At 52.3% G+C, this 24,834-nt stretch carries 20 protein-coding genes; 12 read left to right on the top strand and 8 right to left on the bottom strand.

Annotation, left to right across the window (positions count from 1 at the left end; genetic code table 11):
• Positions 1-79: 79 nt before the first annotated feature.
• Positions 80-799 carry a VacJ family lipoprotein gene (locus ABXT62_RS06660; RefSeq protein ID WP_415357821.1) on the bottom strand — a complete coding sequence of 240 codons (720 nt, stop codon included), beginning with the start codon at positions 797-799 and terminating at the stop codon, positions 80-82.
• Positions 800-1,017: 218 nt separating this feature from the next.
• Positions 1,018-4,764, bottom strand: coding sequence for an ATP-dependent RNA helicase HrpA (gene hrpA / locus ABXT62_RS06655; protein WP_415357820.1), 3,747 nt, complete (start codon positions 4,762-4,764; stop codon positions 1,018-1,020).
• Positions 4,765-4,854: 90 nt separating this feature from the next.
• Here hrpA and ABXT62_RS06650 point away from each other — a divergent pair, with 90 nt between their 5' ends.
• Positions 4,855-5,331: a MaoC/PaaZ C-terminal domain-containing protein gene (locus ABXT62_RS06650; protein ID WP_415357819.1), complete on the top strand. Its 477-nt coding sequence runs from the start codon at positions 4,855-4,857 to the stop codon at positions 5,329-5,331.
• Here ABXT62_RS06650 and ABXT62_RS06645 read toward each other — a convergent pair.
• Entirely contained in the window at positions 5,328-5,834 is a 507-nt protein-coding gene (locus tag ABXT62_RS06645; RefSeq protein WP_415357818.1) for a hypothetical protein, read from the bottom strand. The genes ABXT62_RS06650 and ABXT62_RS06645 overlap by 4 nt on opposite strands.
• 310 nt (positions 5,835-6,144) lie before the next feature.
• Between ABXT62_RS06645 and mnmC the strand changes: the two genes are divergently transcribed.
• The 8 genes from mnmC (at position 6,145) to ABXT62_RS06605 (ending at position 17,948) form a co-directional block, all read left to right on the top strand.
• Positions 6,145-8,157, top strand: coding sequence for a bifunctional tRNA (5-methylaminomethyl-2-thiouridine)(34)-methyltransferase MnmD/FAD-dependent 5-carboxymethylaminomethyl-2-thiouridine(34) oxidoreductase MnmC (gene mnmC / locus ABXT62_RS06640; RefSeq protein ID WP_415357817.1), 2,013 nt, complete (start codon positions 6,145-6,147; stop codon positions 8,155-8,157).
• A 2-nt stretch (positions 8,158-8,159) separates the two neighbouring features.
• Positions 8,160-8,957, top strand: a complete 798-nt coding sequence (locus tag ABXT62_RS06635) for a glutaminyl-peptide cyclotransferase (protein WP_415357816.1) — start codon at positions 8,160-8,162, stop codon at positions 8,955-8,957.
• A gap of 42 nt (positions 8,958-8,999) precedes the next feature.
• Positions 9,000-11,951 (top strand): insulinase family protein, encoded by a 2,952-nt coding sequence (locus tag ABXT62_RS06630; protein WP_415357815.1) that lies wholly within the window; start codon positions 9,000-9,002, stop codon positions 11,949-11,951.
• A 20-nt stretch (positions 11,952-11,971) separates the two neighbouring features.
• On the top strand, positions 11,972-13,168 hold the full coding sequence (locus ABXT62_RS06625) for an MFS transporter (RefSeq protein ID WP_415357814.1): 1,197 nt from the start codon (positions 11,972-11,974) through the stop codon (positions 13,166-13,168).
• Between the two features lie 294 nt (positions 13,169-13,462).
• A complete protein-coding gene (locus tag ABXT62_RS06620) occupies positions 13,463-14,224 on the top strand; it encodes a DUF2092 domain-containing protein (protein ID WP_415357813.1) in 762 nt (253 codons plus the stop codon).
• Between the two features lie 11 nt (positions 14,225-14,235).
• Complete coding sequence (locus ABXT62_RS06615; protein ID WP_415357812.1) at positions 14,236-14,688, top strand: DUF6515 family protein; 453 nt, start codon at positions 14,236-14,238, stop codon at positions 14,686-14,688.
• A 29-nt stretch (positions 14,689-14,717) separates the two neighbouring features.
• Positions 14,718-16,172: a betaine-aldehyde dehydrogenase gene (gene betB, locus ABXT62_RS06610; RefSeq protein ID WP_415357811.1), complete on the top strand. Its 1,455-nt coding sequence runs from the start codon at positions 14,718-14,720 to the stop codon at positions 16,170-16,172.
• Positions 16,173-16,328: 156 nt separating this feature from the next.
• Complete coding sequence (locus tag ABXT62_RS06605) at positions 16,329-17,948, top strand: DUF1254 domain-containing protein (protein WP_415357810.1); 1,620 nt, start codon at positions 16,329-16,331, stop codon at positions 17,946-17,948.
• A 174-nt stretch (positions 17,949-18,122) separates the two neighbouring features.
• Here ABXT62_RS06605 and ABXT62_RS06600 read toward each other — a convergent pair whose 3' ends face one another.
• The 3 genes from ABXT62_RS06600 to ABXT62_RS06590 all read right to left on the bottom strand — a co-directional run bounded on the left by ABXT62_RS06600 (position 18,123) and on the right by ABXT62_RS06590 (position 20,425).
• Entirely contained in the window at positions 18,123-18,578 is a 456-nt protein-coding gene (locus tag ABXT62_RS06600) for a hypothetical protein (protein WP_415357809.1), read from the bottom strand.
• Positions 18,579-18,739: 161 nt separating this feature from the next.
• Positions 18,740-19,549, bottom strand: a complete 810-nt coding sequence (locus ABXT62_RS06595) for a TauD/TfdA dioxygenase family protein (RefSeq protein WP_415358174.1) — start codon at positions 19,547-19,549, stop codon at positions 18,740-18,742.
• A 90-nt stretch (positions 19,550-19,639) separates the two neighbouring features.
• Positions 19,640-20,425: an SDR family oxidoreductase gene (locus tag ABXT62_RS06590; protein ID WP_415357808.1), complete on the bottom strand. Its 786-nt coding sequence runs from the start codon at positions 20,423-20,425 to the stop codon at positions 19,640-19,642.
• Positions 20,426-20,725: 300 nt separating this feature from the next.
• Between ABXT62_RS06590 and ABXT62_RS06585 the strand changes: the two genes are divergently transcribed.
• Positions 20,726-21,424: a response regulator gene (locus ABXT62_RS06585; RefSeq protein WP_415357807.1), complete on the top strand. Its 699-nt coding sequence runs from the start codon at positions 20,726-20,728 to the stop codon at positions 21,422-21,424.
• Between the two features lie 2 nt (positions 21,425-21,426).
• Positions 21,427-22,797 (top strand): ATP-binding protein, encoded by a 1,371-nt coding sequence (locus tag ABXT62_RS06580; RefSeq protein ID WP_415357806.1) that lies wholly within the window; start codon positions 21,427-21,429, stop codon positions 22,795-22,797.
• Between the two features lie 66 nt (positions 22,798-22,863).
• Here ABXT62_RS06580 and ABXT62_RS06575 read toward each other — a convergent pair whose 3' ends face one another.
• Positions 22,864-23,382, bottom strand: coding sequence for a nuclear transport factor 2 family protein (locus tag ABXT62_RS06575; protein ID WP_415357805.1), 519 nt, complete (start codon positions 23,380-23,382; stop codon positions 22,864-22,866).
• 16 nt (positions 23,383-23,398) lie between these two features.
• Positions 23,399-24,166 (bottom strand): SDR family oxidoreductase, encoded by a 768-nt coding sequence (locus ABXT62_RS06570; protein WP_415357804.1) that lies wholly within the window; start codon positions 24,164-24,166, stop codon positions 23,399-23,401.
• A gap of 144 nt (positions 24,167-24,310) precedes the next feature.
• On the opposite strand from ABXT62_RS06570, the gene ABXT62_RS06565 reads away from it, so the two are divergent.
• Complete coding sequence (locus ABXT62_RS06565) at positions 24,311-24,811, top strand: hypothetical protein (protein WP_415357803.1); 501 nt, start codon at positions 24,311-24,313, stop codon at positions 24,809-24,811.
• The last annotated feature ends 23 nt before the right edge of the window (positions 24,812-24,834 follow it).

The following is a 24,834-nucleotide window of genomic DNA, read 5'->3' as shown; positions in this document are numbered from 1 at the left end:
GGTTGTGGATGTGGCAGGATTTTACACTTTTACTGCATTTTATCGCAGGTTTGGCTCAGGCGGGGACGCCAGGCCGCAATCAAAAGTCTTCGTATTCGTCCCCTTCCTCAAATTCAGAGAAGGTATCCGTCACTTTACCACCCGTCACAAAGTACTCGCGTCGCTGCATATAGGCGTTTCGTATGAAAATATAGCGATCACCCGTAATCAGATCGTCGGCTTTGATGAGGTTCGCGCGAATATCAACCACTTCCAATGTCCAGAACAGATACGCGGTCTTCCAGTCCAGAAAGGCCGGAATTGAAGTATAGGTATCAAAGAAAAAGCCCGTGCCGCTGCGAATCGTTTTTGGCCCAATCAGGGGCAGCATGACAAAGGGGCCCTCTTCAAACCCCCATGTGTATAGGGTCTGGCCGAAGTCCGCAGGACTGGGCTCAATGCCCATCAGGGTAGCGACATCAAACAGGCCTCCGAACCCCAGCGCCGTGTTCACCAAGAAACGGCCCCCAGTTTGCAATGCATTTGTGGGGCGGCCCTGCATTAGAGAATTGAAGACGGAATTGACTTCGTAAATATTAAGGATGAAGTTACCGACGCCGCGTTCAGCGGAGTCGGGCATCACAAACTTGTAACCCCTCGCTATAGGCAGCAGCGCATAGTTATCCAGGGTTTCGTTAAATGCGAATATGCGGCGATTCATTGGCTCCCAAGGATCGACATCGTTCACCGGTTCCAATCCCCAAGCAGAGAATCCGGCAAATGTCGTAAAAACGAGCAGTAGGTTGCGCAATAAGTTCATTCAGTGGCTGGCATATATCTCAAGGGGGAATGGTACGCGCAGGCAGTATGAGGATCAACCTCAGATTCTCGACACATTCAGTGACTTGAAACCAGCAGATCATTGGTGGTGGCATGGGTAGTACCCTCACCCTCTCCAGCGGGCCAGCGGGCCAGTGGGCCAGTGGGCCAGTGGGCTAAAGGCTAAGGGCCAAGAAACGCAGGGGCTATAGCCGTCTATCAATGAGGATTTTTCTCCAGCCATCTGGCGACCAGGCTCCACTGCTCTCCCAATCGCTTCACTGATACGGCCTGCCGCGTACCGAGGTTTTGTGCGAATAAAGACACGCGAAACTCTTCCAGCATCCAGCGATACGTCATGGCTTCGGCACTCATCAGCAATAACTGAGGATGCTCTGCCTGCGCGCTAAGCAGTGGCTGCGTTAAATCCTGCAGGCTCACAGTATACTTCTGATCTTTGGGGTACTGACCCGTCACACGCTCTATCCGTTGCAACACAGCTTTTACATAGCGAGGATACTGAGCCAACCATTCAGCCGGAGTGTCGCGCTGGAATGGGCCGCCAAGTAAGTGCGACAGCTGAACCCTGACATCTTCACGGGTATCGGGCCACTTGATTGAGCCCAGAGCAGTGAGCTTTTGACGCATGTCTGCCAGCAGCTTCAGTACCGTGAGAAGTGTCGTCTCCATTTCATTGGCCCGTCCTATCACCGCACCTTGACCACCCGCTTCCAGCGTTTGAAACTCTGTCTCGGTGTAAGGTAGGTCTTTGTCTAAACTCATAGCCTGCAGGTAGGCACCGTCAATCAGATCTTCCACTAGCACGCTGCGGTCTAACTGCGCGCCAGCCAACACGAGGTTGAACGCGTTGCCGCGCAACAGCTGCTTGCGTAGGAACTTAACCTGCTGCGCCCCCTTGAGTCTCAACAAACGCAGGACACCTAGTCGATGTTGAATCCTTGCCTCACGAGGATAATCGCACAGCTCAATGGCCACCGTGTCCCCCCTGTCTACCAGTGCTGGGTAGGCAACAATATCAATACCGGCCTGACGAAAGCGCCACTCCTGTGGTACATCGCCAAAATCCCATCGCGTCATTCCCTCGCGCGCTGGGGACGCCGCCTGATTGGCGCTAATACTTTGACGCGTATCTGAACGAAAGCGCTTCACCAACGCGCCCAGATCTCGGCCCTGGTCTAACAGGCGACCCTGCGCATCCACCACCCGCACATTCATCAGGTAGTAATCATCCAGCTTGTCGCGCGCCAAATCGCTGCGGTCGAGCGTGATGCCGCCCAAACCAGACAGACGACTGGCCAGGATAGTCAGCAAATCAATATTGTCTGGCTGCAGTTCCTCCAGTGCCCTGCCGACAAAATCCGGGGCGGGCACCAGATGTTTGCGCTGTTCCTTAGGGAGGCCCTTTACCAACTGGATACACTTTTCCCGCAACAGTCCCGGCACCAACCATTCAAATAGGTGACGCGGCGCACGATTAAGCAATGCGACCGGCACGGTTACCGACACCCCATCTGAGGCCTGCCCGGGCTCAAACTGGTAGCTAAGCTTCAAGTGCATATCCTCCCAAACCAGATGGTCAGGGAACTGCGCACTCACTTCGAGTCCAGGATCTCGCGCGATCACCACCTCACGTGTCATAGACAGTGTGTGATTCGCATCCGGCTGACGCTTCAGCCAGGATTGCAGGCTTGCGACCGTGTATATATCGCCGGGAAGGCGCTCGTTGTAAAAATCAAATAATGCATGTTCGTCCACCAGAATATCACGCCGGCGCGTACGTGATTCCAGCTCTTCCAGCTCCTGAACAAGTCGCCGATTATGTTTGAGAAACTTGGGGGGCTGGGGGAAATTCCATGCGATTAGGCCTTCGCGAATCAGGAGTTCCCGACATTCCGCTGGCGCCAACGGCCCGTAATGCACCACACGTTTGTCCGCTAATGTAAGGCCATACAAACTGACGCGCTCGTAGGCCACCACCTGTCCCCGTCGAGATTGCCAGCGAGGCTGGTAGTAGTGCAGCTTCAGTAGGTCCGGATTGATGTTCAGGGCCCAGGCCGGATCAATGGCTGCTACATCACGGGCAAATACCCGCGAGGTTTCGACGATCTCCGCCGCAACCAACCACTTCGGTGGTTTGCGTGCCTGCGAGGAGCCGGGAAAAATCTGTAGCTTACGATTGCGGCTGCCGAGATAATCTCGCCCTTCATCATGCTGAGCAATATTCGTGAGGAGTCCGCTCAGCAAAGCGGTATGGACGCCTTGGTAATTTTCTTCTTCGGGTAAGCCTGAGTCCGATTTCAGCGACTGTTGACGACATGCGATGCTGAGCTGGGTATGAATATCACGCCAGTCCCGCATTCGCAGAAAAGACAGGAACTCTCGCTGGCACAGTTTGCGTAACTGATTCTGGCTCAAGGCCTGACGCTGTTCTTCATAGTAGCGCCAGAGATTGAGCCGAGCCATAAAGTCCGAGCGTGGATGGCGAAAGCGGGCATGCATCTGATCGGCCTGCTGTTGCTTTTCCGGCGGGCGATCGCGAGGGTCCTGTGCTGCTAAAGCACTTGTTATCACCAAGATTTCTTCTAGACAGCCCTGCTCAGCGGCGGCCAGCACCATACGCGCCAACCGAGGGTCCACCGGCAATCGCGCCATGCGCTTGCCTAAATCATTGAGCACGCCCGCAGAACTGACCGCGCCCAGTTCTTCGAGCAACTTATAGCCATCTCGCACCATGCGCGAGTCCGGTGGGTCAATAAACGGAAATTGCTCTACATCCCCGAGGCCCAAGGTCAGCATTTGTAACACCACGGCAGCCAAATTCGTGCGCTGGATTTCCGGGTCAGTAAACTCCGGACGACCGAGATAGTCCTCCTCACTGTAAAGACGAATACACACACCTGGACCAACGCGCCCACATCGGCCCTGCCGCTGGTTAGCACTCGCCTGAGAAATAGGCTCCACAGGCAGACGTTGTAGTTTGGTACGGTGGCTATAGCGACTAATGCGCGCCTCCCCGGGATCGATCACATAGCGGATACCGGGAACGGTCAATGAGGTTTCTGCCACGTTGGTGGCCAGCACCACCCTGATGCCGGCCTGACGCCTGGAATTGTCAAACACCCTGTTTTGTTCCGCCTGACTGAGCCTAGCGTATAACGGCAGTACATCCACTGTCGTTTGATGACGCAGCGCTCGCGCCAGTTCACGTATATCTCGCTCGCCAGGCAGGAACACTAGAATATCACCGCGCGGACCAAACTGGCCTGCCTCAACCTCCTCCACCAATGAGGCGACCTGTGCTTCGACGCCGTCGTTTTCTGCGCCGTCACGGCCTCTGTAGACGGTTTCCACGGGAAAAGAGCGACCTGAAACTTCTATAATCGGTGCGTTATCAAAGTGTTGGGAAAATCGCTCTAGGTCGATAGTGGCAGAGGTGATAATCAGCTTGAGATCCGGCCGTTGCGGTAGGATGCGTTTGAGATATCCCAGCAGGAAGTCGATATTAAGACTGCGTTCGTGAGCCTCGTCGATAATCAGCGTATCGTATTTTCGCAGCAGTCTGTCACGGCGCATCTCTGCCAATAAGATACCGTCGGTCATCAGCTTTATGGCCGTGTTCTCTGAAACCTGATCATTGAAACGCACCTGATAGCCCACCAGATCGCCCAACTCCGTCCCTAACTCCTGCGCGATCCGCCCTGCAACCGTTCTTGCCGCCAATCGACGTGGCTGGGTGTGCCCAATGAGCTTCGTATCGCCACGGCCCATTTCCAGACAGATTTTAGGCAGCTGAGTGGTTTTACCAGAACCCGTCTCCCCGGCGATAATCACAACTTGGTGCTCTGCGATCGCACGGGCAATCTCGCCGCGGCTGGCGGCAATCGGAAGGTCTTCCGGATAAGTGATGTCCGGGACGCACCTTTGGCGTCCGGTAATGTCCTGCATACACCATTTCTGCCAATCAAGTTTTTCACACTACGATGCGAAAAAGTAGGTTATCATTCAAGCGATTTACTACATTACGAGCCGAGATACATGCCAAAAATCAGCAACTATACTTACGACGAGATCACCATAGGGCAAACCGCGACGTATTCCAAGCTGATCGAGGAGCGGGACGTCCAGCTTTTCGCGGCGGTATCTGGCGACGTCAACCCGGTACACCTCGATGCAGCGTTTGCGGCCACGACACAATTCAAAAGCTGTATCGCTCACGGCATGTTAAGCGGCGCTATTATCTCGGCGGCCATCGCCATGGAACTCCCAGGGCCCGGCACTATCTATCTGGGTCAATCCTTGCGCTTTCGCCTCCCGGTAAAGCTGGGGGACACCATCACCGTCAACTTGGAAGTCATCGAAAAAACAGACAAGCGCGGATTTGTAACCCTTGACTGTAACGTGTTTAACCAAGATGAACAGTTGGTGGTTACCGGCACTGCCGAGGTCATGGCGCCCAAAGAGAAACTGGTATTGGAGAGGCCCACGCTGCCGACAGTACGCATCGGCGACTAATTTTCTTCGTCCGCCCCCGCATTTGTCTTGGCGCCCATAAACTGCTCCGGGTTGAGGTACATCAACTGCAGAGTCGTCCCTCCTCCCTCCTGACCCGTGTCTGCAGCTAGCACCATCACATTGGGTTTGTCGTCTTCATGCGTAACAGCGGTGATCCCAAAAATCATAGCGTTGCCGCCATTCAGAGCATTAAACACCCTGAGTTCCTTTTCCTCACTCAGCGCCTTAGAAATATTGCCTATCAAGGTAGTCAGACTGGCACGAAAAGCCCCGTAATTAAGGCTGCCCCGATACTCGCCATGTGCCAGAGACAAATCGAAACGGGCGATCGAATCATCGGCCAATTTCACACTTGTCAGATGCACAATGCTGCCCTGAGAGATCTCGTTATACAATTTTTTAGCCTCGGTGCGTGCGGCCTCGACAAAGGCAGTATGCAATAAATTGACCGCCACCAAGAGAAATTTTTCCTGGGGCATCGCCTGAATTTGAGCGCTCGTCATAGCAACCTCGAGTATTGAAGAGGTGTCAGTTTAATACCCGCAGATGCTGTGATCAACGAATTCAAGCACCGTAAACCACCGTTATCGTCATTTGTAGATAGCTAGCATGTCATACAGGCCTCAATAAAAGGCAGCAAGTTCGTTTGCCGGCCGTCTGATCTGCTATTATTCGTGACCAACTCCTGCGAATTCGCGCAGGACACATCAGCTGTGTTATTCATGCATTATCGAACCGACAACGACAACGACTCCCACAAACCCACTAGCAGTGACATCGTGCTATGCGCGTTCGCATAAACACTGCAGCGCAATGAATCGCGATAATTCGCCCTGGCGAGGCGTCACGCCAGCCGCTTTGCATTGGAGCGAGAGCGGATCACCCCTGTCTGACACTTTCGACGACATATACTATTCGCAAGATAATGGCGTGGAGGAAAGTCAGCATGTTTATCTGCAGGGCAATGGACTTCCTCAACGGTGGCAACGCCACTCAAGGAATCACTTTTGTATTGGTGAGACAGGATTTGGCACCGGCCTCAATTTTCTGGTGACCTGGCAAGCCTGGCGAGAATCACCGGAACCACGCCCCGACTTACATTACCTCTCCATCGAAAAGCACCCGCTCACGAAACAGGATCTCGCCAGAGTGCTAAATAGCTGGCCGGCTCTCGCAACACTGGCCCAACCCCTGTTAGCCGCCTATCCAGCTCTGCTGGCCGGACAGCATAGAGTGCTACTAGACGATGGTCGGGTGAGACTGGATCTGTGGTGGGAGGATGCTGCTGACGCTCTTCCAGATCTAGCCAGTCGTGCACAACCGTTAGTCGATGCATGGTATCTAGACGGGTTTTCGCCCTCATGCAACCCCAGCATGTGGACCACGCAACTATTACAGGCAGCGGCGACTCTGTGTCGGCCCGGGGCCAGTTTTGGGACATTCACTGCGGCAGGAGACGTTCGTCGCAAGCTCACCGATGCCGGGTTCACGGTGGACAAGGTGGCCGGCTACGGGCGCAAACGAGACTGTTTGCGTGGCGTAATAGACGTGAAAGCGGCATTGCCATCAGACACCAAGCGCTCGCCCTGGGACATTCCTGACAAAACACTGGTGCGACCGAAACACGTTATCGTACTCGGTGGTGGATTGGCCGGCTGTGCAACGGCAGCTGCATTGGCGAGGCGTGGAATGTCCGTCACGCTGCTCGAACGCAGCACACTCGCCGGCGCAGGATCCGGTAATGATCAGGGTGTTTTATATACCCGACTATCCCGTAAACATTCCGCTCTGGCGGACTTCGCCTTGCAAAGTTTTCAATTTGCTTCGACGTTTTATCGTCGCATGTTTTTAATGGGAGAACTCATACCGCAGCGCGATGGAGACCTCTGTGGCAGCTTTCAACAAAGTGACGATGCAAAAGAGATGGCAGCACTGAGTGACGCACTGACAGGACTGGAAGAACTGGCGCAGATACTGGACGCTACCGCGGCGAGCGGCCTGTTAGGCATTGATCAGCCGAGTGCAGGCTACTGGTATCCTGGTTCTGGCTGGCTGCGTCCGGGCGCCGTGTGCAGGTCCCTGCTTATGCACGACAATATTGAGGTAATGGAGAATTGCGGTGAAGTCACACTGCACCCCGAAGGAGGCCAGTGGCTGGCGTTAGCCAAAGGGCAAACGCTTGCCAGTGCCAGTTGCGCTGTCGTGGCTGCCGGCACAGAGACAACCTCAATGCCACAGCTTAATTGGCTACCCTTGCAAACCATTAGAGGGCAGATTACTCAGCTGCCGACAGCGCGAGCTTTTAGCACCTTGCGCGCCGCTCTGTGCCACCAAGGCTATATCGCGCCTGCCTGGGAAGGCACCCACAGTATTGGCGCGACGTTTAATATTGGCGACGACGATCCTGCGCTGCGCATCAGCGACCATAGCGACAACCTAGCCAAGCTGGCCGATGCTGTGCCGAGCTGTCGAGACGAGTTGCAGTCATTTGATACAGGCGCATTGAAAGGTCGCGTTGGATTTCGCTGCGCCAGTCCTGACTACCTACCGACTGTCGGCCCAGCACCCGATGCAGACCAGTTCCTCAACGATTTTGGCGCCCTGCGAAAAAATGCCAAGCATCTTATCGAAAGGCGAGGAAGCTATTTACCGGGTCTCTATCTCAACGCTGCACATGGCTCACGAGGATTGACCTCCACACCGATTGCAGCAGAACTATTAGCCAGCATGATCTGTCAAGAACCACTTCCTTTCAGCCGAACACTGTCTCGTGCACTCTCGCCCGCGCGTTTTATTATTCGTGACCTTTCACGTAATCGGATATAACGATGAGACGGCTGCGTATTCTACTTTTTCTCATCGCCTACCTCCCCATGACGGCTTGGTCTCTGCAGCACTATACGGTGCGGGTCATCGACCAAAAACCTCAGCCACGGGAGAATTTCGTACAAGGACTGGAAATTCTTGATGGCTACCTTTATGTCAGTACGGGCAACTATGGCGCGTCTCATTTGCTACGTTACCGTTTCGACGATGGCACATTGGACGAAAGCCGAAAACTGGATGTGCGAATTTTCGCCGAGGGCCTCACGGTACTTGGCGACAACATTTACCAGCTTTCCTGGCAGAATAAGGTCATGTTGGTTTATCGTAAATCCGACCTTACGCTCGTGCGCACGCTTCCTCTCAAAGGCGAGGGTTGGGGGCTCACGCATAACCGTACAGAATTGATTTACGGCGACGGCAGTGACAGCCTGTACTTTATGTCGCCAGACACAGCACGTATCACGCGTACCATCGCGGTAACACAGCAGGGCCGACCGGTTAAACGACTCAACGAACTTGAATGGGTAGACGGGGCTATTTGGGCCAACGTCTGGCAAAGCAATCGCATCGTGGTTATCAACCCTGCCAACGGTGAGGTCACGGCCAGTATCGATCTACAGGGGTTACTTCCTCCCCAAGAGTATCGCCGGGGTACCGATGTGCTCAATGGCATCGCGCAAGATCCAGCCGACGGCTCTATCTGGGTCACGGGAAAGCGCTGGCCCTGGCTCTACCAGATTGAGCTGGTGCCGACAACTCATGACCGAGAAACACAGAAAAACACCACCGATTCACGCTAGAATAGCGTCCCTTACTATTTCCAACGTCTATAGAGATTCACTATGAGTAATAGCAACACCTCGTTTTCCAGCGCCCACCCCGCCTTCGAGGCCATCAGACAACAAACCATCGAGTCTCTCAATATTCGAGTGGAACACTACGAACACAAGAAAACCGGCGCTGTGCACTACCATCTCGCCTCAGATAATACCGAAAACGTCTTTCTTGTCGCCTTGCGTACTGTTCCCCACGACTCAACGGGCGTTGCACATATTCTGGAACACACGGCGTTGTGCGGCAGTGAGCACTATCCGGTGCGCGATCCATTCTTCATGATGCTTCGTCGCTCGCTGAATACTTTCATGAACGCATTTACCAGCTCTGACTGGACCGCCTACCCCTTTGCCAGTCAGAACCGTAAGGATTTCAATAATCTTTTGCAGGTCTATCTTGATGCGGTATTTTTCTCTCGATTAGATCCGCTGGACTTTGCGCAGGAAGGACACCGAGTAGAATTTTCTGAACCGGAAAACCCCGACAGTGATTTAGTCTTTAAGGGAGTCGTGTTCAACGAAATGAAAGGCGCGATGAGTTCCATTAGCAGTACGCTGTGGAGCACACTGTGCGAAAACCTTTTCCCGACCAGCACCTACCACTACAACAGTGGCGGCGATCCACAGCATATTCCAGATCTGACGTACGCACAATTGCAGGCGTTCTACCGCAGCCACTATCACCCTACCAATGCTATCTTTATGACGTTTGGCGATATTGAGGCAAGTGTGCATCAGAGCGTGTTTGAAGAAAAAGCACTGTGTCATTTTGAAAAATTATCGGAAAAAATTCAGGTCCAACCCGAACAGCGCCTATTAAAGCCGCAACGTGTGCAAAGCCCTTACATTTTTGACGAAAATGACACCACAGATCACAAAACACACCTGGTTGTAGGCTGGATGCTGGGAGAAAGCTCAGATCTGAAGCAGCTGCTGGAAGCGCAGCTGCTATCCAGCGTGCTGCTAGACAACAGTGCGTCTCCTTTGCAACACGCGCTGGAAACCACTGAGCTGGGCCGCGCACCATCGCCCTTGTGCGGCCTGGAAGACTCCATGCGCGAACTGGTGTTCTGTTGCGGCATTGAAGGCAGTGAAGCGGAACACGCCGATGCCCTCGAAGACATGGTGCTGGCTGTATTAGAGCGAGTCGCTCTCGAGGGTGTCAGCCAACAGCGTCTCGAGGCGGTGCTCCATCAGCTGGAACTACACCAGCGCGAAGTGACGGGTGACGGATACCCCTTCGGTCTACAACTCATTTTACAGGCACTGGGCTGCGCCACACATTACAGCGATCCCATTGCGGTGCTCAACCTGGAGCCGGTGATTGTTGAGCTGCAGCAGAAAATTCAGGATCCGAATTATATCCGCCAACTTGCACGCCGACTATTGCTGGACAACCCGCATCGCGTGACGCTCGTTATGACACCGGATACGGAGTTGTCAGCCCACCGGCTGGCACAGGAAACAGCACGCTTAGCCGACATCAAAGCTGCAATGAGCGACGCGCAGCGCAGCGCTACCGTGCAGCTGGCAGCGGACCTGAGTGCCCGTCAAGCGCAGGTCGACGATGACAGCATTCTCCCGAAAGTCGAGCTGAGCGATGTCCCAGCCACGCTCCCCGAACCCACATTTACAAAGACTGAGCTGCACGGCATGCCATTTACCACCTATGGCCAGGGCACTAACGGTATCGTCTACCAACAGGGCACTGCCCCCCTGCCCGCCCTAAGTGAGGAACAATTACAGATACTGCCCTTGTACACCAACATCCTGACGGATGTGGGCCTGGGAGACCAATCCTATATGGAGGTACAAGAGCGTCAGGCAGCGACCGTGGGATCGATAGCGGGCTTTGTCTCCATGCGCGGCCATGCCGATGACGAGCAGCGTGTGAGCGCAAATTTCACGCTCTCTTCCAAAGCGCTCCTGCGCAACGCTCGCGATCAAGCGCAGCTGATGAGCGACACCTTACATCGGGTAAAATTCTCCGAAACCAGCAGAATTCGCGATCTAGTCAATCAACAGCGCGCACGGCGTGATCAGTCGATCACCGGCAGTGGCCACAGCCTCGCAATGGCTGCGGCCTCCGCCGGCATGAGCCCACTGGCTAACATGCATCACCACCAATCAGGCTTAGCAGGCATCCGCCAGCTGCGTATTCTTGATGACAGTCTGGCAGACGATACGCGGCTCGAAGCCTTTGCTCTGGAAGTCCAAAAACTCCATGAAACCCTTATCAGTACACCTATGCAATTTCTTGTAATAGCTGAAGATCATAAGGTTACGGACGTTGCTCGCGACATCAGCACCCTCTGGTCACAGGTCAGCACCGGAGAGGACCGTCCGCGCTTTCAGATGACCCCTATCCGCGAGCAACGCGGCGAAATATGGCTAACGAATACGCAGGTAAACTTCTGCGCGCGCGCCTATCCGACAGTGACAGAACAGCATCCTGACGCGGCAGCCCTGACGGTACTGGGAGGGTTTTTACGCAACGGATTTCTGCACCGTGCAATACGTGAACAGGGTGGCGCTTACGGCGGTGGCGCCTCACATGATTCGGGCATTGCAGCCTTTCGTTTCTACTCCTACAGGGATCCGCGCCTCGTCGAGACGCTGCAAGACTTTGACGCATCAGTATCTTGGCTATTGGACACATCTCATGACGATCGATCACTCGAAGAAGCGATCCTCGGTGTCATCGGCAGCATGGACAAGCCAGGGTCGCCGGCAGGAGAAGCCAAACAGCACTTCCATAACCGCTTGTTCGGCCGCAACCACGAAACACGCGAAAGGTTTCGCGAAAACATATTGGGCGTCAGTCTGGATGACTTGCGCCGAGTCACAGAAACGTATCTCAGACCCGATCTGGCGAGTACCGCGATTGTCACAAACTCTGGGCAGCTAGAGGCTACGGCATCGCTAAGAGAGGAGTTGAATCTAACCGTGCAGGAGCTGTAGAGTCTCTGGCGTATCGCTATGTGAACAAGCCAATGGTAAGAAACTTTAAGGAAGTGTGGCTGCTCGCTGCGATCAATGCTATTGCCATGTGCAGTGTGCCCATGATGATGCTAATCGGCAGCATCATAGGCGCAGAGCTGGCGCCGGGCGAAGAGTGGGCGACCTTGCCCATTGCAATGATGGTCATCGGCACCGCACTCGGGGTAATACCGGCAACGCGCAGCATGCAACACTTGGGCAGAAAGCGGGCCCTACTACTGTTCGTGCTACTGGGCATATGCGCCTGCCTCACCCTGGGCGAAGCAATGGTTCGCAGCAGCTTTTCCTTATTCTGTTTTGGCGCTGGCGTGCTGGGTGCCACGATCGCCGCGCTGCAACAAATTCGCTTCGCAGCAATGGAATGCGTACCGCAGACAGATGGCCCGACCGCCGCATCCATCATTATGTGCGCGGGTATTGTGGCAGCGTTTCTCGGACCTGAGTTGGCACTGGCGGGGCAGCATCTAACATCGGTTGACTACCAGGGGTCCTTCTGGCTTGGTGCCGGCTGTCTATTGGCTGGCGGAATTCTGCTGCTTTTTTACGTACCGGCTGCACAGCACCCAACACATTCTGCTTCGGGAGGTCGCTCTACTCTGGCGCTATTGCGCAGCCCCACCCTCTTGCTTGCCATTATTGCGGGCGCCAGCGCCTTCATGGTGATGTCATTTATAATGACAGCTACACCCATCAGTATGTATTTACATCAGGGATATAGCCTGACTGACACCAAGTGGGTCATTCAATCACATATTGCGGCGATGTACCTGCCATCACTGTTTACGCCCTGGCTATTTCGCTTCCTTAATATCCGCGGACTTATGCTGGCTGGCCTGGCCTGCTACTGCATCACAATAGTGATCGGCTTGGTGGATGCGTCGGTGATGGGCTATTGGGGACAATTAGTGCTGTTAGGCATTGGCTGGAACTTCCTGTTTGTATCGGGCACCGCACTGTTACCGATGGCCTATAAGGATGGCGAGCAGTTCAGGGCTCAGGCGCTGAATGATACTGTGATTTTTTCAAGTCAGGCCATCGCCTCTCTTTCTGCGGGTCTGGCGATCAGCACGGTGAGTTGGCATGCGCTGCTTTTGTTTTGCTTGCTGCCGATGGGGATTCTGCTTGCCCTGCTGGCATGGCAGCGTGTTGTACCGAAAAGAGTCTCAGGTCAAATTTAACAGCAACGCTGGCGCCCAAAGTGACTAGGCCGGCGCCAAATTGAACATAGCTTTTGGGTAACGCCTGCTTTAGGGTGTGTCCAATCTTGCTGAGAGACTGGATATAGGCCACCGTTGTAAAAAACATTGGTGCTATGGCAATACACTACCTATACTTCAGTAACGTTTTAGCGAAACCCGTCTCCAGATAGACGGCTCAGGCGTGCAGTGTCCAATCTGCTGAGAGCGAGCCGAAAAGACCCATGAAGCAAGAATCACTTGGCCGCTGCCAGATACCACACACGGAGAAAAAATATGAATAAAGTCCCCAAGATTGTGGTGGCCTTACTAGCCAGCCTATTTGTGACGACCGCATTTGCCCAGCCAGATGAGCCTGCCATCGACCCAGGGGCGATAGCAGCACTGGAAAAAATGGGGGGGTACCTGCGGACATTACAGGCATTTCGTGTTCAGGTAATCACCACCAACGACACCGTGCTGGAAGACGGGCAGAAAATTCAGCATGAGGGTACTGCAGATATTTTGACCAACACACCAAACGGTTTGAGAATCCATACAGACAACGACCGCCATGAACGTTTGTTCTTATATGATGGGAAAACATTTACCTTGTGGGGCCAGCGTCTGGACTACTATGCGACGATAGATGCCCCAGACACCATTGGCAAGCTGGCCGACATGCTTGAAAACAAGTATGGGATGGACCTGCCCGAGATCGATCTTTTTCGCTGGGGCACAGCCAAAATGGATACGGCAGCCATAATCGGCGCAATAGATGTTGGTCCGGCGGTCATTAACGGCACCACCTGCCAGCATTACGCATTTCGGCAGGATGATATCGACTGGCAGATATGGATTCAAAAAGGTGATTATCCGCTGCCACGCAAGGTGGTTATCACGACCAAGACTGACGATGCTAGGCCACAACACACCGCGGAGTATCAGTGGGATCTTGCACCCTCTTTCAACGATGCTGCATTCACTTTCAATCCGCCTAAGGGCGCACTTCGAGTCGTCCTGGAAGATACGCTTTCCAGTGCCGATGCGAACGAATAGGAGACTTGATTATGAAGCGTATATTTTTGGCATTTCTTTCTGTGTCTCTGTTGGTTTTTATTGTTGCGGAGGTGAACGCTCGGGGAAGGGGCGGCGGTGGTCATCATGAGCGCTCCCACGCGCGCTCCAACATCAACTCCGGTCATCACTCAAATCACAGCAACGCGTATCGCAACAACGGTAATCGCAATGTCAACATCAATAGCAACCGAAACGTCAATGTGAATGTTAACAATCGTGGTTACCATCACGGCTGTTGCTACCATGATGACTATCACCCCCTTGCGATAGCAGCGGCCGTGACCGCAACCGCCATTGTAGTCGGTTCAATAGTGCATTCACTGCCGCCGTCTTGCCAGACGGTGATGTCGAATGGCTTTGCTTATCAGCAATGTGGTAATACCTGGTATCAGCCTCAGATATCGGGGTCATCGACTACTTATATAGTGGTCAATGCGCCCTAGCCTGCTTTAATTGTTTGATATATTGCCCCGTGGATACACAGCCTAAGGCAAGCCACTTCATTCATGGTGCTTACGTCGAAGACAATAATGGCACCCCCATTGATGTGATTTATCCCGCTACTGGCGCCGTTATCGGGCGAGTATATTCCGCGACGCCTGAGATTATTGAGCAAGCCATAGTCAGCGCTAAGAGTGCACAAAGCGCTTGGGCGAAATTATCTGGAACAGAGCGCGGACGTATTTTGCGGCGTGCAGCTGACATTATTCGCGAGCGTAATTACGATTTATCTGTTTTGGAAACCTACGACACGGGAAAACCTTTATCTGAGACGCTCTGCGCTGACGCAACCAGTGCCGCAGATGCTTTAGAGTATTTTGGGGGCTTGGCCGGATCCTTAACAGGGGAACACATCCCCTTGGCCGATGGTAATTGGGCCTACACCCGCCGCGAAGCACTCGGCTTGTGTGTGGGCATTGGGGCGTGGAACTACCCGACGCAAATTGCTTGCTGGAAAGCAGCGCCCGCTCTCGCCTGCGGGAATGCCATGATATTCAAGCCCTCTGAAACCACACCACTGTGCGCTCTAAAGATTGCTGAAATTTTTGTGGAAGCGGGCCTTCCCGCCGGTCTCTACAATGTTGTACAAGGCTTAGGGGAAGTCGGTGCTGCCTTGGTTTCTGATCCTCGCATAGACAAGGTGTCATTAACGGGGTCGGTTCCTACAGGTCGTAAAGTCTATGCGGCAGCCGCGGCCGGGATGAAACATGTCACGATGGAATTGGGGGGTAAATCGCCACTCATTATCTTTGATGACGCAGATCTAGAAAACTGCGTGAGCGGAGCCATTTTGGCTAATTTCTATTCGACGGGACAAATCTGTTCAAATGGTACACGGGTGTTTGTGCAGGCAGGAATTAAAGATGCCTTTTTAAAAAGACTCTGTGAGCGTCTTGATAACGCGGTTATTGGAGACCCGCAGGATGAGGCCACAAACTTTGGCCCTATGGTAAGTCTGCGGCAATTAGAGTCGGTGCTTGGTTTTATTAAGAAGGGCGAGGAAGAAGGTGCACGGCTTTTAACCGGAGGCAACCGCATCAGCGGTGGTGGTTTTTATTTACAGCCAACCGTCTTTACTGAGGTAACCGACGACATGTCCATTGCCCGCGAAGAAATATTCGGCCCGGTGATGTCCGTTTTAGACTTTACAGATGAAGCCGATGTTATCGCCCGAGCCAACGCGACAGAATTTGGTTTGGCCGCTGGCGTCTTTACAACAGATCTTAGCCGTGCCCATCGGGTCACTGACGAACTTCAGTCTGGAACCTGTTTTATAAACTCCTATAACGACGCTCCTGTTGAGGTGCCTTTTGGAGGTATGAAAATGTCTGGTGTTGGTCGCGAAAATTCTAAAGAGGCTATTTCGCATTACTCACAATTAAAGTCTGTTTTTGTACGAATGGGTGACATGGAGTCGCCTTTTTAGCGATTAGTCTATGTTCTCGCGGCCCAGTAGTAGCAAAAGGTGGTGGTACTAATGATGGCCGCTGCAAGAATTGACTTTTCAAACCTAATAGTACGTAGTAATCTAAGGTGACGCATTGAAAAAGCCCTTTTCTAACTGATGAAGAATGGAGATAACGTGACTACAATCAGAAAAACGCTTTTTGCTTTCGCCAGCATTCTGATATTTCTCTCAGGCATGCAAAGTACTTATGCCGTCGGGGGAAATCCGACACCAGGGTTTAACCACCAAATACCTGAGCATATTATGACGCCCGATACCGTTGAAACGCGCATTGGCGAATTAAATTTTTATGACGGCATTCCAACAGACGAAACAATTGCCACAGTGTATGACAACCTAGATTTTTATCGTGGCATTGAAGTCTTTTTAAATTTTATTCCGGCAACCTCGATAGAAGGGGTGCGTTTAGGGATGAAAGAGCTGGGTGCTGATGACTATAATGAGGTCATCGTTTTTGATGACTTAATGGATTCAGCCCCATTATTTTTAACGGGCAATACTGATACCGTTTATGCATTATCCATGCTGGATTTAGAAAGAGATGGCGCAACCGTGGTTGAAATACCAGCCGGTGCAGGCCCCGGCACCGTTAATGATGCTTTCTTCCGTTTTGTCGTGGACATGGGCGCCCCAGGCCCTGACGCCATGAAAGGCGGCACTTACATTATTCTACCCCCCGACTATAAAGGCGACTTGCAGCCCACGTTAAATGGCATGGAAGACCGCGGCAAAGATACCCGCGCGAGTGTGATGATTGGCGGCAAAGAAACGAAAGCGTGGATTGCACAATCGACTAGCTATCATAACTGGTTAGTCCTACGCGGTTTCTTACAAGACGGCAAACCTGAATATGCAGCTAACATGTGGCGTACGGGCTTAAAAATATACCCGTTAGAGGATGCAAGTGATCCGAAAAAAATGGTCTTCACTAACGGCAGCGGAATATTTTTTAATACCATCCATGCAAACGATTATGCCTTTTATGAAGAGTTATGGCATGTCTTACAAAAAGAACCTATTTCATTCTTAGACCCAGAATTACGTGGCCAAGCCGCAGCGATAGGCATTCAAAAAGGCAAGCCTTTTGCACCTGACGCGCGCATGAAGGCAATCTTGGAAGATTCAGTTGCCGTAGGTAATGCAACAGCCCGCGCTATTTGGTTAAAGCCTCGCGATGAAAGTGCTTACTTCTTTAATGACAGGAAATGGTACACCGGTTTTATTGGCAAGGATTACCAGTGGTTAAAGGATGGAGGAATGGGTGGGCGTAATTTAGACGCGCGGACCTTGTTCTTTTATTCTGCTACGGTAAACACGCCAGCGATGGCACTTGAAATTCCAGGTGTTGGCTCTAACTATGCCTTTGCTACTGAAGATGGAAGCGGAGCATTTTTAGATGGCAGTAAACGCTATAAAGTAAACATTCCTGCGGATGCACCGGCTAAAGACTTTTGGTCATTTGTTGTGTACGACCCACAAACTCGCTCAGAATTACAAATACCTGGTGGGACAGATTACCCCAGTAAAAACAACAAACGTGACAAGCTAGTTTATAACAAAGACGGCAGTGTTGATTTGTATTTTGGTCCTACAGCGCCAGAAGGTGCGTTAATAGCAAACTGGACCGAGACCGTGCCGAACAAAGCATGGTTTGCTTTACTGCGCCTGTATGGGCCACTGCAGCCGTGGTTTGATCGAACATGGAAACCAAGTGATCTTGAACTGATAAATTAGTTTAGTACCGGCATTTGGCTGTGCGTCCTATTGGGCATTAGCTTGATTGCGCTAAGAGTGGGTGCATTTTGGGACAAACGCATAAACGCCTGATCGACTTTGCGATAGCCCTGATGTCGGTACTGTAAGCAGTAGACGTCACGTTCAGTCACTCCTTGATTAACGGATGCTTTGCTACTGACTTTTACGATTGAAGACGACAAATGTCGAGACATGCTTTGGTCCTGGCTGGACCAGATGGCAATGAATGAGATCCTCGGTGAGGGCGCGACAGTACCAGAATCCGTTTTCTTCGGTTTCCACCAAAAAGAACACACCGTCATGCGGGTTGAAGGATCCGATCAGGCGTTCGGAATCATGGTCGCTGGCTGTATCGAGATCGTGGCCACCAGGCCCCGACAGGAGTGCCCAACTTGCGGTTCCAGTGACGGTGCCTTCATCCGTGAATTCGAGCACCAGCCTCTTATTAGTCGTGTTCTTCCCACGTGAATTCAAGGTGATACTGTTCGAGGTCCAGGTGCCACTGAGAACTGATGGATTTGAAAAATGTATCCCCGGTGGTTTTGTGACGCAGGCGCCAAGCAGGCAGACAATAATTCCGAGAGGGAGAAGCATGTATTTATTATTCATATGGCTCATTACTCGTTGAGGGGCGGCTCTAGTCGCCAGGGAACGGGGTCTCTGTCAAGACTCTATACTCTACATCAAGTAGAACGCGAGATCGGAAAATATTATCTAATAGCACTTTTTTATGCCTATATGAGCCAATATAAAGCGGACTTTGTTGACACTTATCGACTGTCAAAATAGGGCTTATCTCCAGCGATAGTAACCCGCTCCATTGCACGTACCGCTGGGAAATAGTCCGATACAGCAAAATGCTGGCAGGCGCGATTGTCCCAGAATGCAATTGAGTCCGCCTGCCACTGAAAACGACACTGAACTTCGGGATCCCAAGCAGACTTGTACAGTGTATCCAGCAGGCGTCGACTCTCTTCGGTTTCCATGCCCTTAATATGACTAGTGAATGCGCCGTTTACATACACCACGGGCTCCTTCGTCTCCGGATGGGTACGCACCACTGGATGCTCCACGGGTGGATAAAGCTCATGTAACTCCTCGGGTTTTTTATTCAGACGACTGGCAAAAACCCGTGCTATATCGTGGACAGCGACACAGTCCTGGATTTTCTCTTTGGTGACCTCGGGCAAACGATTATAAGCCAGGGCCATATTCGCAAACAGAGTGTCGCCGCCCACGGAAGGAATCTCGTGGGCGCGCAACACCGAACCCAGAGAAGGTTTCATCCGCCAGGTGACGTCGGAGTGCCAAAAGTTTTCAGCCCCGCGCGAATTCGGACCATGCTCGATGCGAAGCACTTCGGGGTTGGGCTGGCCCTTCGGCGTTGCCGGGTGAATTTCCAGCTCACCAAAGCTGCGTGCAAAGCCGATGTGTTGTTCACTCGTTATATTTTGATTGCGAAAAAAAATGACTTTGTATCTTAGTAATGCGGCACGAATATCGCTCACTAACTCTGGAGACAACTGACCCAGATCTACATCCAGAATCTGTGCGCCGATAGCGGGGGTTAGTGGCTCAATTTTAATGGCAAAACTCCTATTCCGTTGTCTTTCGAGACAATAACTAGGAGCGATTAGCCGAGAAAATCAAGTGCCACTGCTGCTGACTCTTCAGCACAGTGTCGTACCGCCATCGACGGCGATGATTTGACCCGTAATAAAGGCACCGGCCGGACTGGCCAGCATGAGTGCAACACCCATAATATCGGGATCTGTACCCCATCGGTGTAACGGTATCGCTTTGATCTCGGCTTCGTAGGCAGCTTTATCATTACTGGCGTACTCTGTCATGCGTGTATGAAAGCGGCCGGGGGCAATGGCATTCACTCGAATATTCTGCTCCGCTAGCGCCACGCTAAGGTTACGTGTCATCTGATGGATGGCAGCTTTACTGGGCGCGTAACTGAACGTATCCGTGCGCCCCATAATACCGGCAATGGAGCCAATGTTGATCACACTCGCCGTGGTAGCAGCTGTAGCATTTTGGCTAAGTAAGGGAAGCATTGCCTGGGTGAGAAAGAAAGGCGTTTTGACGTTAAGATCCATAACCTTATCCCAGCCCTGTTCTGGAAATTCACCCAAGGGAGCTAGCCAGCCCACGCCCGCATTATTAACCAACACATCGATATGGGTCTCCTTTTCCTCAAGCACTGATACCAGCCGCGTAATTTCTTCCATATTGCTGATGTCGCCGGGCAGGGCAATACACTGTCCAGTCTCTGACATTTCTGACAACTCGGCGGCGGCCTGCTCACACGCTTGTGCTTTGCGCGCAGTAATATAAATACGTTTCGCCCCGGCGGCGAAAAATGCCTGGGCGATCGCATAGCCTAGGCCTCGAGAGCCACCGGTAATGACGCAGATCTTGTCGCGCATTGAGAAGAGTTGATCGATCATGGATGCTCCTAATATGTGTTTGTTGACTGGTCACGATGATGACGTGAACTGCTGCGCTATGTTGGCACGATTTACCTGTTGGTATCAAAATGTATTCGTTAGATTTTCCATGCCTAGGGGGAACGCCTGCAGATAATCCGGCTCTGATTGGCGCCTCTACCGCATAAATGGGCATCGAATCCCAGCCCCACCCTGAATAGGTAAAGATATGTAAAAACAGTATCTCTCGGCCGGAAGTCGGGTGACAAGGGTTCCAAGGGTTGTCACACTCATACCTGACCTTTTGGGTGAGACCGCTCCATGAGCGCCACGGTACTGATTATTGACGATGATAAGGAGCTCTGCTCGTTACTGTGCGATTTTCTCCTGCTCGAAGGGTTCGTGCCGAGCGCTATCCATGACGGCGATGAAGCCGTGATCCACTGTCAAGATCACAGCTACGATGCCATCATACTCGACATTATGTTGCCTGGCCTTGGGGGGCTTGATGTACTGCGGCAGATGCGGCAGTACACTTCAACACCCGTACTGATGCTCACCGCTCGGGGCGAGGATACTGATCGTATATTGGGCCTGGAACTGGGCGCCGATGACTATCTGCCCAAGCCCTGTAACCCGCGAGAACTCGCAGCGAGGCTGCGTGCGATTCTGCGACGCTCGCACCCAGCCGTTGACGCCAAGCTCAAACACACCCTTGAGGTGGGGCGGACCCGTATCAACGCGTCAAACCGCAACGCTTCATTTGACGGCCTCGACCTGCAACTCACCAGCACCGAATTTAACCTTCTGCTAGTGCTGTTGAATTGCGCGGGCACGGTCGTAAGCAAGGAAACGCTGAGCCAGCAGGCATTGGGACGGTCGCTCTCAGCCTACGACCGCAGTGTTGACGTCCATATTAGTAAAATTCGTAAAAAACTCGCAACCTGCGGCGGAGATGACCTGATTGTCAGTGTAAGAGGCAGCGGTTACCAGTTCAGGGCTAGTGCGGGAGACGTCTAACAATGAACCTGTGGGGCAGTCTATTCATTAAGCTTTTCATTGCCTTCTGGCTTGTCACGATCGCGATCCTGGGAAGCTGGCAGCTGACATCGGACTATTTCGAATCACAGCCACCCGGCCCGAAATTTTCTGATCGTGACCCTTCGGCTCCGCCGCACCGCTTTATATTACGTACTATCTATAATCTCGAAAATATTAGCCTAAAGGCTTTGCCGAAACAGATCATCAAAATACAACGAAAGCATGACATTCAGATCTATCTTTTGACGCGGACGGGCGACGACATTCTAGGACGCAAAGTTCCCAAAAAGGTATCAGAAATTTCAGACGAATTACGTTCTGTGACGGGCAGTTCCCTAGCCAGAAAATCAAAAGGCGGCCTGCTAGCGATCCCCATATATCGCAAAGAACAAGGTCCGCTGACTGCGGTCTTTAAATTTCCGCAACATCGCAGACTGATCGTGAATGCTTTAACGACTAGCCTGTGGCTTCGCATCACTCTAGCCGTATTAATTAGTGGCGTAATCTGTTTCGCTCTTTCGAGGCTAATGACCAATCGACTTAAGGCTTTGCAGTTGGCATCACGGCGACTGGCCAACGGCGATCTGGACACTCGACTGCAGGTCCGCGATCGTGGTGGTGACGAAACTGATGAGTTAGCCCGTGATTTCAACAGTATGGCGGAACAACTACAGGAAAGAATCGAGACACAGAAACGCTTGCTCGGCGACGTATCCCACGAGCTGCGATCACCTTTGGCGCGACTGCGTGTCGCACTTGCGTTAGCGCAGGAAAAACCAGAGCAACGACCACAGTATTTGCATCGGATTGAGCAAGAAACAGAACGTCTGGAAGAACTTATCAGTCAGCTACTTTCTAGTCAGGCGCAGGACGTCACCTTGGACACCCGGATAGACCTTGTAGCACTTTTGAAACAGCTGTGCGCAGATGCAAATTTCGAAGCACAAGGCGCAGGTAAACATTTCGTCTTCACGGCCGATACCGCACGGGCGGATATCGATAGCTGCAGGGATCTACTGCACAAGAGTTTTGATAACATTCTGCGTAACGCCCTGCATCACACAGCAGAGAACTCTGAGGTGAGTGTGTCCGTTGTTTCAATCGACGGCGATTATCAGATAACCGTCGAGGACCAGGGACCAGGCGTGCCCGAGAATGACCTTAATAAAGTATTTAACGAATTTTATCGTGTCGACTCTGCCCGCTCCCGCGAGTCCGGCGGCCATGGTCTAGGCCTTGCCATCGCAAAACGTGCACTAATGCTGCACGGCGGTGAAGTGACGGCAAACAATACGGGTGCAGGGTTGAGAATAACCGTCCGTCTTCCCTTACCCGGAAAAAGGGTCCAGTGAGAAAAAAATCACACAGCAGTAACGGCAACCGCCTGCTAACAGGCCAGTCATCGATAAGCGCTGACCTCATTTTTGGCTCTTAAGTTGTTCTAGCGCGCGCTCTTTCGCCACTACAAATAATTCGGCATTTCCATGCGACCAGTGCACCACCAGCTCTGACTTGCAGATTTTCCAGTCACTGCCGATTTCAATATAGTGATTGTTATATTCGCCCACCACCGTTATCACGTCGTCGTCTGCAAGAGCGGGAACTTCCCTATTTGAAAATATGACATGATCGGAAGAAAGGTAGGCGCGACAACTTACCTGAGCGTCTGAAATGTAACACCGGTGATTAGTAATCATATGCTGAGTGATATCAAAACCATTAATCACACTTTGTAGATGCCTCACCCAGTCATCAGCTTGGCGTGGCACTGCAGCATCACCAGTAGCCGCACTGAGATCTCCGTAATCGATCAACACTTCGTCAGCAAAACAATCACGCACCATTGGCCAATTTTTCGTATCCAAGCCCTGTGCATACTGGTTGTAACTATCGATCAGAGCGTTTCTGGTCAAAAGGTTTTTCTCTATACTCGACATTTTTAGACCCTCCCTTTTAATGCGGTACCACCCCTTCGGTGATAGTTGTTGTGTTATCAACCACCATAGCTGCACCGTTTACAGCGACTGACTCATCTGAGGCAAGGAACAGCACCATATTTGCCACATCAACAGGCTCGCCAACCCAGATATTCTCCATCGCTTTAGCCGCTTCGGGGTCATTCTCCATTACAATCTCTTTCATACCCTCCAGCATGGGAGTGCGCATATTTCCCGGGTGAACAGAATTACAACGCACCCCGTATCCATTCTGTGCACTGAGAACAGCAACAGACTTCGTCATTCCCCGTATGGCGCTCTTGGAGGCTGCATAGGCAAAAATCATCGGGCCGCCCTGAATACTGGCCGTTGAACACATATTGATAATGGATCCGCCGCCCGCCACCTTCATTACACGCAGCGCATGTTTACAGCCAAAAAAAGTGCCATCGGTACCCACTGCGTTGATCTGACGCCATATCTCCTCGGTGGTGTCCTCGATACTCGCAAGGCGAACAATACCGGCACAGTTGAGCAGAATATCAAGGCGCCCAAAGTCGGTAATGACCTTGTCAATGAGCGCACTCCAGTTTGCCTCGCGCGTGACATCCAAAGGCTCAAAGCGTGCACCGGGAATTTCGTCGGCCACAGCCTGTCCCTGTTCAAGGTTGATATCGGCGAGAACCACCCGGGCCCCCTCTTCCGCAAGGCGACGGGCGGATGCTAACCCCAACCCTGAGGCAGCTCCGGTAATGATCGCGACTTTATCCGTTACTCGACCCATAAAAAGACTCTCTCCCTCGATTTAAAATACCCGCGCCGGTCAGAATCAGACAGCGCGCGCTTGCAATAATTTAGTAGCATGATAACGTATCATAAAACAAACAGCACATACTGTTTATTATAAATACGCTTGGAGACTCAACCCATGAGCAGCGAAAATGTCGAAAATTATGACGACGTCACTATGTACGGCCTTACGGCAGAAAAACAGGAACATTTGCTGCTAACACAAAATGAGCTGACCTTTATCTGGACGAACAAAGACGGCCACGGAATGGGCGTCACCATGAGTTTTATCTGGCGTAACAACCGCATCTGGTGCACGGCAACCGAACAACGGGCTCGCATGAAAGCCCTCGCTCGAGACCCGCGCTGCTCAGTGGTCATTTCGAGTGCTGGGATCGACGACGATGTGAGCCAGTCCATCACCTTTAAAGGCCATGCGGTGCTGCACACAGATCAAGAAACAAAGGACTGGTTCTATCCGGACTTCGCCCGACACGCCAACAGCCCGGCACCAACGCCCGAGGCTTTTGTCGCGTTTCTGGACACGCCGGCCCGTATTATTATAGAAGTGGTGCCACAAAAGACCATTACCTTTGATGGCGGGGTGATGCGCGACACCACCAGTGAAGCGCTCAAGTAGCGCGCCTCCTTGATTGATTGCAA

This window comes from Halioglobus sp. Uisw_031 (genome assembly GCF_047729875.1).
In the GTDB taxonomy this organism is placed as follows: domain Bacteria; phylum Pseudomonadota; class Gammaproteobacteria; order Pseudomonadales; family Halieaceae; genus Marimicrobium.
The sequence above is the reverse complement of the archived record's forward strand: the minus strand, read 5'-3'. Positions and strand labels throughout refer to the sequence as shown.

Coding starts and splice junctions, on each gene's coding strand:
- ABXT62_RS06660 (WP_415357821.1), bottom strand. CDS start 799: ATGAACTTATTGCGCAACCTACTGCTCGTTTTTACGACATTTGCCGGA.
- hrpA (WP_415357820.1), bottom strand. CDS start 4,764: ATGCAGGACATTACCGGACGCCAAAGGTGCGTCCCGGACATCACTTAT.
- ABXT62_RS06650 (WP_415357819.1), top strand. CDS start 4,855: ATGCCAAAAATCAGCAACTATACTTACGACGAGATCACCATAGGGCAA.
- ABXT62_RS06645 (WP_415357818.1), bottom strand. CDS start 5,834: ATGACGAGCGCTCAAATTCAGGCGATGCCCCAGGAAAAATTTCTCTTG.
- mnmC (WP_415357817.1), top strand. CDS start 6,145: ATGAATCGCGATAATTCGCCCTGGCGAGGCGTCACGCCAGCCGCTTTG.
- ABXT62_RS06635 (WP_415357816.1), top strand. CDS start 8,160: ATGAGACGGCTGCGTATTCTACTTTTTCTCATCGCCTACCTCCCCATG.
- ABXT62_RS06630 (WP_415357815.1), top strand. CDS start 9,000: ATGAGTAATAGCAACACCTCGTTTTCCAGCGCCCACCCCGCCTTCGAG.
- ABXT62_RS06620 (WP_415357813.1), top strand. CDS start 13,463: ATGAATAAAGTCCCCAAGATTGTGGTGGCCTTACTAGCCAGCCTATTT.
- ABXT62_RS06615 (WP_415357812.1), top strand. CDS start 14,236: ATGAAGCGTATATTTTTGGCATTTCTTTCTGTGTCTCTGTTGGTTTTT.
- ABXT62_RS06600 (WP_415357809.1), bottom strand. CDS start 18,578: ATGAATAATAAATACATGCTTCTCCCTCTCGGAATTATTGTCTGCCTG.
- ABXT62_RS06590 (WP_415357808.1), bottom strand. CDS start 20,425: ATGATCGATCAACTCTTCTCAATGCGCGACAAGATCTGCGTCATTACC.
- ABXT62_RS06585 (WP_415357807.1), top strand. CDS start 20,726: ATGAGCGCCACGGTACTGATTATTGACGATGATAAGGAGCTCTGCTCG.
- ABXT62_RS06580 (WP_415357806.1), top strand. CDS start 21,427: ATGAACCTGTGGGGCAGTCTATTCATTAAGCTTTTCATTGCCTTCTGG.
- ABXT62_RS06575 (WP_415357805.1), bottom strand. CDS start 23,382: ATGTCGAGTATAGAGAAAAACCTTTTGACCAGAAACGCTCTGATCGAT.
- ABXT62_RS06570 (WP_415357804.1), bottom strand. CDS start 24,166: ATGGGTCGAGTAACGGATAAAGTCGCGATCATTACCGGAGCTGCCTCA.
- ABXT62_RS06565 (WP_415357803.1), top strand. CDS start 24,311: ATGAGCAGCGAAAATGTCGAAAATTATGACGACGTCACTATGTACGGC.